Origin of the sequence: Streptococcus mitis, from assembly GCF_002860865.1 — a bacterium.
GTDB lineage: Bacteria > Bacillota > Bacilli > Lactobacillales > Streptococcaceae > Streptococcus > Streptococcus mitis_AT.
In genome coordinates this window covers 97,525-103,975 of the sequence record NZ_PKIE01000006.1, presented here as the reverse complement: position 1 = coordinate 103,975, position 6,451 = coordinate 97,525, and the positions used below count along the sequence as shown (strand labels likewise).

Annotated in this window: 8 protein-coding genes, 9 tRNA genes and 1 rRNA gene; all 18 read left to right on the top strand. The window is 41.1% G+C overall.

Annotated elements, in window-relative coordinates; all coding sequences use genetic code 11:
* Window positions 1-22: 22 nt before the first annotated feature.
* A 5S ribosomal RNA gene (rrf, locus tag CYK18_RS08790) occupies window positions 23-138 on the top strand.
* 4 nt (window positions 139-142) lie between these two features.
* Window positions 143-215 (top strand) — tRNA-Val (locus CYK18_RS08785).
* Between the two features lie 2 nt (window positions 216-217).
* A tRNA-Asp gene (locus CYK18_RS08780) sits at window positions 218-290 on the top strand.
* A 24-nt stretch (window positions 291-314) separates the two neighbouring features.
* A tRNA-Lys gene (locus tag CYK18_RS08775) sits at window positions 315-387 on the top strand.
* Between the two features lie 5 nt (window positions 388-392).
* A tRNA-Leu gene (locus tag CYK18_RS08770) sits at window positions 393-474 on the top strand.
* An 18-nt stretch (window positions 475-492) separates the two neighbouring features.
* Window positions 493-565 (top strand) — tRNA-Thr (locus CYK18_RS08765).
* Between the two features lie 22 nt (window positions 566-587).
* A tRNA-Gly gene (locus tag CYK18_RS08760) sits at window positions 588-659 on the top strand.
* Window positions 660-666: 7 nt separating this feature from the next.
* Window positions 667-752, top strand: a tRNA-Leu gene (locus CYK18_RS08755).
* A gap of 11 nt (window positions 753-763) precedes the next feature.
* Window positions 764-837, top strand: a tRNA-Arg gene (locus CYK18_RS08750).
* Window positions 838-852: 15 nt separating this feature from the next.
* Window positions 853-926, top strand: a tRNA-Pro gene (locus CYK18_RS08745).
* Between the two features lie 541 nt (window positions 927-1,467).
* A complete protein-coding gene (locus CYK18_RS08740; protein WP_012972435.1) occupies window positions 1,468-1,659 on the top strand; it encodes a hypothetical protein in 192 nt (63 codons plus the stop codon).
* Window positions 1,656-1,850 carry a hypothetical protein gene (locus tag CYK18_RS08735; protein ID WP_101786185.1) on the top strand — a complete coding sequence of 65 codons (195 nt, stop codon included), beginning with the start codon at window positions 1,656-1,658 and terminating at the stop codon, window positions 1,848-1,850. The genes CYK18_RS08740 and CYK18_RS08735 overlap by 4 nt, the downstream gene beginning before the upstream one ends.
* A complete protein-coding gene (locus CYK18_RS08730; protein WP_101786183.1) occupies window positions 1,837-2,721 on the top strand; it encodes an ABC transporter ATP-binding protein in 885 nt (294 codons plus the stop codon). The genes CYK18_RS08735 and CYK18_RS08730 overlap by 14 nt, the downstream gene beginning before the upstream one ends.
* 1 nt (window position 2,722) lies before the next feature.
* Window positions 2,723-3,460: an ABC transporter permease gene (locus tag CYK18_RS08725; protein WP_101786181.1), complete on the top strand. Its 738-nt coding sequence runs from the start codon at window positions 2,723-2,725 to the stop codon at window positions 3,458-3,460.
* On the top strand, window positions 3,460-4,557 hold the full coding sequence (locus CYK18_RS08720) for a sensor histidine kinase (protein ID WP_101786179.1): 1,098 nt from the start codon (window positions 3,460-3,462) through the stop codon (window positions 4,555-4,557). The genes CYK18_RS08725 and CYK18_RS08720 overlap by 1 nt, the downstream gene beginning before the upstream one ends.
* Window positions 4,558-5,157, top strand: coding sequence for a response regulator transcription factor (locus CYK18_RS08715; protein ID WP_101786177.1), 600 nt, complete (start codon window positions 4,558-4,560; stop codon window positions 5,155-5,157).
* 313 nt (window positions 5,158-5,470) lie between these two features.
* Window positions 5,471-5,884 (top strand): 30S ribosomal protein S12, encoded by a 414-nt coding sequence (rpsL, locus tag CYK18_RS08705; protein WP_001142332.1) that lies wholly within the window; start codon window positions 5,471-5,473, stop codon window positions 5,882-5,884.
* A 19-nt stretch (window positions 5,885-5,903) separates the two neighbouring features.
* Window positions 5,904-6,374: a 30S ribosomal protein S7 gene (gene rpsG, locus CYK18_RS08700; protein WP_000087873.1), complete on the top strand. Its 471-nt coding sequence runs from the start codon at window positions 5,904-5,906 to the stop codon at window positions 6,372-6,374.
* Window positions 6,375-6,451 lie beyond the last annotated feature (77 nt).

Below are 6,451 nucleotides of genomic sequence, written 5' to 3'. Positions count from 1 at the left end.
TTTGAGTAGGTATTACTCAGAGTTAAGTGACGATAGCCTAGGAGATACACCTGTACCCATGCCGAACACAGAAGTTAAGCCCTAGAACGCCGGAAGTAGTTGGGGGTTGCCCCCTGTGAGATATGGAAGTCGCTTAGTTCTAGGGAGTTTAGCTCAGCTGGGAGAGCATCTGCCTTACAAGCAGAGGGTCAGCGGTTCGATCCCGTTAACTCCCAAAGGTCCCGTAGTGTAGCGGTTATCACGTCGCCCTGTCACGGCGAAGATCGCGGGTTCGATTCCCGTCGGGACCGTTTAAGATAACGGAAGTTATTTTAGACTCGTTAGCTCAGTTGGTAGAGCAATTGACTTTTAATCAATGGGTCACTGGTTCGAGCCCAGTACGGGTCATATCTGCGGGTTTGGCGGAATTGGCAGACGCACCAGATTTAGGATCTGGCGCTTAACGGCGTGGGGGTTCAAGTCCCTTAACCCGCATTAAGATATAATAAATGAGCCGGCTTAGCTCAGTTGGTAGAGCATCTGATTTGTAATCAGAGGGTCGCGTGTTCAAGTCATGTAGCCGGCATTTTTAGATAGAAGAAAACAGTGCGAACGTAGTTCAGTGGTAGAACACCACCTTGCCAAGGTGGGGGTCGCGGGTTCGAATCCCGTCGTTCGCTTAGAGAGGCCGGGGTGGCGGAACTGGCAGACGCACAGGACTTAAAATCCTGCGATTGGTAACGATCGTACCGGTTCGATTCCGGTCCTCGGCATAATATAATGAGCACCCTTAGCTCAACTGGATAGAGTACCTGACTACGAATCAGGCGGTTAGAGGTTCGACTCCTCTAGGGTGCATTTTTCTATTTAACTCGGGAAGTAGCTCAGTTTGGTAGAGTACTTGGTTTGGGACCAAGGTGTCGCAGGTTCGAATCCTGTCTTCCCGATTTATTACAGAGATACGTAAGCGTATCTTTTTTATTTAACTAGATATTATATACATTAAGAGAGAAACAGTTTGCTTCTCTCTTTTTTGAATTTCAGTAATTCATTTTATACTCTGATTTTCATTGAAAATCAGAGTATACTTTTTTGTTTCCTACTCTGTTTAATAATACGGTAGTTAATTATACACATTGAAATTTTATAGATTTTATAACTCTTATTAACTCTTATTAACTCTTATTAATTCTTAATAAAGCAATAGAAGAGTTTTTGTTGAACCTATAATATATGTTTCAATGTTATAAAAATTGCTTCTATTACGAGTTTAGGTAAGTATTAGTTTACATTATAGTGTGAATGGGGTTTGATATTTCTTTTGAGGAAGCTGCCTTAGATTTTTCTACTTGTGTTTTATTGTATAGTGTATCTTGCTTGTTTTGAACAGAATTTTTATGACATTTGTCATACCTCCTCATGACAGAAGCTTCTAGTGATTCTACCTTCAAAGAATTATACTAGATGTATCAAGTGGAGGAAGAAAAAATGAAACATAAAGTAATTGTCGCAATGAGTCTAGTAGCAGCAGGAGTCATGACTTATCTCATGTTCTCAGGATTGGATGAAGATTTCTATCATTTTCCTTGGGAGCTATTTGCAGGATTTGGAATGATGTCCTGGCTTATCCGAGAAGGTTTGAAATTAGTCTCAGATGTGAAAAAGGAGTTTGAAAAATGAAAAAAGCGTTTCTCTATCTTTTTATTGGAGTATCACTAGTGGTATGGTTGGTAGAAATGTTTACAGGTTGGTTTGATCAAGACTTCCTTCACGAATTCATCCGTGGTGCATGGGGATTAGGGTTTATGATTTTTATCGTCTTTCCGATGAGCAATGAGTGGCTAAAAGGAGAATATTATGAACATGATTAAGGTACAAGGCTTACATAAAAACATCAAGGGCAAGGCTATTTTGAAGGATATTTCCTTTGAGATAGCTGAAGGTGAATGCGTCGCCTTGATTGGTCCCAATGGTGCTGGGAAGACCACACTCTTGGACTGTTTGCTTGGAGATAAACTGGTCACAAGCGGTCAAGTATCCATCCAAGGCTTGCCAGTGACGAGTTCTCAGTTAGACTACAAAAGATCCTATCTCCCTCAAGAAAATATCATCGTTCAGAAATTAAAGGTCAAAGAGTTGATTGCTTTCTTTCAAAGTATTTATCCAAATCCCTTGAGCAACCAGGAAATCGATCAACTATTGCAGTTTGACCAGCAACAGAAAGAGCAATTCGCAGAAAAATTGTCAGGCGGGCAAAAGCGTCTCTTCTCTTTTGTCTTGACCTTGATTGGGCGACCAAAGCTTGTCTTTTTAGATGAGCCAACTGCGGCCATGGATACCTCAACCCGTCAACGCTTTTGGGAAATTGTTCAGGATCTAAAAGCGCAGGGAGTTACCATTCTCTATTCCTCCCATTATATCGAAGAGGTAGAGCATACAGCGGACCGAATCTTGGTCTTGAATAAGGGAGAGTTGATTCGCGATACAACACCTCTAGCCATGCGCAGTGAGGAGATTGAAAAGCACTTTATCCTTCCTCTAGCATACAAGGAAGTCATTGAGCAGTCTAACTTGGTTGAAAACTGGTCACAAAAACAAGATGCTCTGCAAGTTGTCACACGAGAGGCAAATGCTTTCTGGGAACTGTTAGTTCAAGCAGGATGTAGGATTCAAGAAATTGAAGTCAATAATCGTAGCTTGTTGGATACAATCTTTGAAGAAACACAAAAGGGAGATGACTAAGATGAAACGATGGATCGCACTAAACAAGATAGAATTTCTATTGACCAAACGACAATTAGTCTATTATCTATTATCCGTAGGGATGCCGACAGCATTCTATTTATTCTTTTCAGGCATGTACCAGGACACACCAGGTGGACCGGCTAATTTTATGCGTGATTACCTCATCTCCATGACTGCCTTTTCCATGATGTCGACAGCTATGTTTTCATTTCCAGCTGTCTTACATACCGATAAAATCAACAACTGGCAGAAAACATTGCGCCATACCCCTGTAAATATGGTAGAATATTATCTATCAAAGATAACAAGTATGATGGTTGATTATTTGGTCTCAATCCTGGTTGTTTTCTCAGTTGGGCACTTGGTCAGAGGTGTGGATATGCCTCTAGGAAGCTGGATTGGGGCTGCGTTCTTGCTGATAGTAGGAAGTGTTGCCTTTGTAGCGCTTGGATTGACCTTGACACTCTTGCCTTCTAGTCAGCTGATGTCTGTCGTGGGCAATCTTCTCTATCTAGGCTTGGCTGTTTTAGGTGGACTTTGGATGCCTATCTCTTTATTTCCAGACTGGATGCAAGTAGTAGGTAAGTGTCTTCCAACCTATCAGTTGATGGAATTGCTCAAGACATTTTTAAATGAAGGTGGAATCAATCTATCAGCCACAGTTTATTTACTTGTTTTTTCAGCAGTTTTGTTTGGTTTGACCATTTACCTTCAAGGTCATAAGGAGAATGCTTAATGCTTGAAAGACTGAAAAGCATACACTATATGTTTTGGGCCAGTTTGATTTTTATGCTTTTTCCCATCCTACCTGTAGTGATTGGGGAGCTTGCTGTCTGGCATTTATTGATTGATATTCTATTTGTAGTTGCTTACTTAGGAGTTTTAACAACCAAGAGTCAGCGATTATCCCGATTCTTTTGGTTTTTCATGCTGGTCTATGTAGCTGGGAATACCACCTTTGTTGCTGCAAATTATATCTGGTTCTTCTTTTTCCTTTCCAATCTCTTAATTTATCATTTTGGCGTACGTAGTTTAAAGTCTTTACATGTCTGGACATTTCTCCTTGCTCAAGTCCTTGTTGTGGGCCAATTGTTGATTTTTCAGAGAATTGAAGTTGAGTTTCTATTCTATCTACTTGTAATTCTTGCTTTTGTCGATTTAATGACTTTTGGCTTGGTTCGGATTCGGATTGTGGAGGATTTGAAAGAAGCTCAGGCTAAGCAAAATGCGCAGATAAATCTATTGCTTGCTGAAAATGAACGCAGTCGTATCGGTCAAGATTTGCATGATAGTCTGGGGCATACCTTTGCTATGATTAGTGTTAAAACTGATCTAGCCTTGCAGTTATTTCAGATGGAGGCTTACCCACAGGTGGAAAAGGAATTAAGAGAAATACAGCAAATTAGCAAAGAATCAATGCGTGAAGTGCGAACCATTGTGGAAAATCTTAAGTCTAGAACTTTGACATCCGAACTAGAGACTGTGAAAAAGATGTTAGAAATTGCTGGAATTGAGGTGGAAATAGCTAATCAACTAGATACAGCTAGCTTAACTCAGGAATTGGAGTCAACGGCTTCCATGATTTTGCTTGAATTAGTGACCAATATCATCAAACATGCCCAAGCGTCTAAAGTCTACTTAAAATTAGAACGGACAGAGAAAGAACTCATTCTAACAGTGAGAGATGATGGCTGTGGCTTTGCTTCTATAAAGGGGGATGACCTCCATACAGTTCGAGATCGTGTTCTTCCATTTTCGGGAGAAGTAAAGGTAATTAGTTGGAAACAACCGACAGAAGTTCAGGTTCGACTGCCTTATAAGGAGAGAAAATAGATGAAAGTATTAGTCGCAGAAGATCAAAGTATGTTGCGAGATGCCATGTGCCAGTTGCTCATGCTTCAACCAGATGTAGAGTCTGTCTTTCAAGCCAAGAATGGGCAAGAAGCAATCCAACTATTAGAAAAGGAGTCTGTAGATATCGCCATCCTTGACGTAGAAATGCCTGTTAAGACAGGTCTTGAAGTCTTGGAGTGGATACGAGCTGAAAAGCTTGAAACAAAGGTGGTTGTGGTGACGACCTTCAAGCGTCCTGGGTATTTTGAACGTGCGGTCAAGGCTGGAGTAGATGCTTATGTATTAAAAGAAAGAAACATTGCAGACCTCATGCATACCTTGCACACTGTCCTTGAAGGGCGCAAGGAGTATTCGCCTGAATTGATGGAAGTGGTGATGACGCATCCCAATCCATTAACAGAACAAGAAATCGCAGTTTTAAAGGGAGTCGCTCAGGGCTTCTCTAACCAAGAAATTGCAGACAAACTTTATCTATCCAACGGAACAGTCCGAAACTATGTCACCAATATTCTTTCTAAATTAGATGCTGGTAATCGAACAGAGGCAGCTAATATCGCGAAAGAATCTGGTTGGTTGTGATGATATAATATTTTTTAAACATTATGTGCTAAAATTGATGGGATTGAATGGAACAATACTAACTTTAGGAGGGCGGGATTCCTCCCTTTTCTTTTTTGGGGGAGCACTACAAAAGAGCTAAAAATAACAATAAAAAAGAAAAATATCTTGACAACCAAGGGAAAATTTTGTTACAATGATAGACGGTACTTTTTACTTTTGGTCTCTCAAGAGTGTACAGGGACGTGCTGACAAATGTTGCAAAAGTACACACAGATGATAGCTGTCACCAAGTGTATCATCACCAAAAATAAAAAAACACAGGAGAATGTAGATGCCTACAATTAACCAATTGGTTCGCAAACCGCGTAAATCAAAAGTAGAAAAATCTAAATCACCAGCTTTGAACGTTGGTTACAACAGTCATAAAAAAGTTCAAACAAACGTTTCTTCACCACAAAAACGTGGTGTTGCAACTCGTGTTGGAACAATGACACCTAAAAAACCTAACTCAGCCCTTCGTAAATTCGCTCGTGTACGTTTGAGCAACCTTATCGAAGTTACTGCCTACATCCCAGGTATCGGACACAACTTACAAGAGCACAGCGTGGTGCTTCTTCGTGGTGGACGTGTAAAAGACCTTCCAGGGGTACGTTACCATATCGTCCGTGGTGCACTTGATACTGCAGGTGTTAACGATCGTAAACAAGGCCGTTCTAAATACGGTACTAAACGTCCAAAAGCATAAGGAAAGGGGATAAAGAGAAATGAGTCGTAAAAATAGAGCTCCAAAACGTGACGTATTGCCAGATCCGCTTTACAATTCACAACTAGTTACTCGTCTTATCAACCGCGTTATGCTTGATGGTAAACGTGGTACAGCTGCTTCAATCGTTTACGGTGCCTTTGAGCAAATCAAAGAAGCTACTGGTAACGATGCACTTGAAGTGTTTGAAACAGCTATGGAAAACATCATGCCTGTACTTGAAGTACGTGCACGTCGTGTTGGTGGTTCTAACTACCAAGTCCCAGTTGAAGTTCGTCCAGAACGTCGTACAACACTTGGACTTCGTTGGTTGGTAACAATCGCTCGTCTTCGTGGTGAACACACAATGCAAGACCGTCTTGCAAAAGAAATCTTGGATGCTGCTAACAACACTGGTGCAGCTGTTAAGAAACGTGAAGACACTCACCGTATGGCTGAAGCTAACCGTGCATTCGCACACTTCCGTTGGTAAGATAGGATGCGAAAGCGTTAAGAAAGTCCCAGAGAAAATAGGGAATCAAAGCAGGTTGCGATTGCAACCAATGAGAT

What these genes read in the sequence shown, in the direction of transcription:
- CYK18_RS08715 (WP_101786177.1), top strand. Translation starts at nt 4,558, where the DNA reads ATGAAAGTATTAGTCGCAGAAGATCAAAGTATGTTGCGAGATGCCATG.
- CYK18_RS08725 (WP_101786181.1), top strand. Translation starts at nt 2,723, where the DNA reads ATGAAACGATGGATCGCACTAAACAAGATAGAATTTCTATTGACCAAA.
- CYK18_RS08740 (WP_012972435.1), top strand. Translation starts at nt 1,468, where the DNA reads ATGAAACATAAAGTAATTGTCGCAATGAGTCTAGTAGCAGCAGGAGTC.
- CYK18_RS08735 (WP_101786185.1), top strand. Translation starts at nt 1,656, where the DNA reads ATGAAAAAAGCGTTTCTCTATCTTTTTATTGGAGTATCACTAGTGGTA.
- CYK18_RS08730 (WP_101786183.1), top strand. Translation starts at nt 1,837, where the DNA reads ATGAACATGATTAAGGTACAAGGCTTACATAAAAACATCAAGGGCAAG.
- CYK18_RS08720 (WP_101786179.1), top strand. Translation starts at nt 3,460, where the DNA reads ATGCTTGAAAGACTGAAAAGCATACACTATATGTTTTGGGCCAGTTTG.
- rpsG (WP_000087873.1), top strand. Translation starts at nt 5,904, where the DNA reads ATGAGTCGTAAAAATAGAGCTCCAAAACGTGACGTATTGCCAGATCCG.
- rpsL (WP_001142332.1), top strand. Translation starts at nt 5,471, where the DNA reads ATGCCTACAATTAACCAATTGGTTCGCAAACCGCGTAAATCAAAAGTA.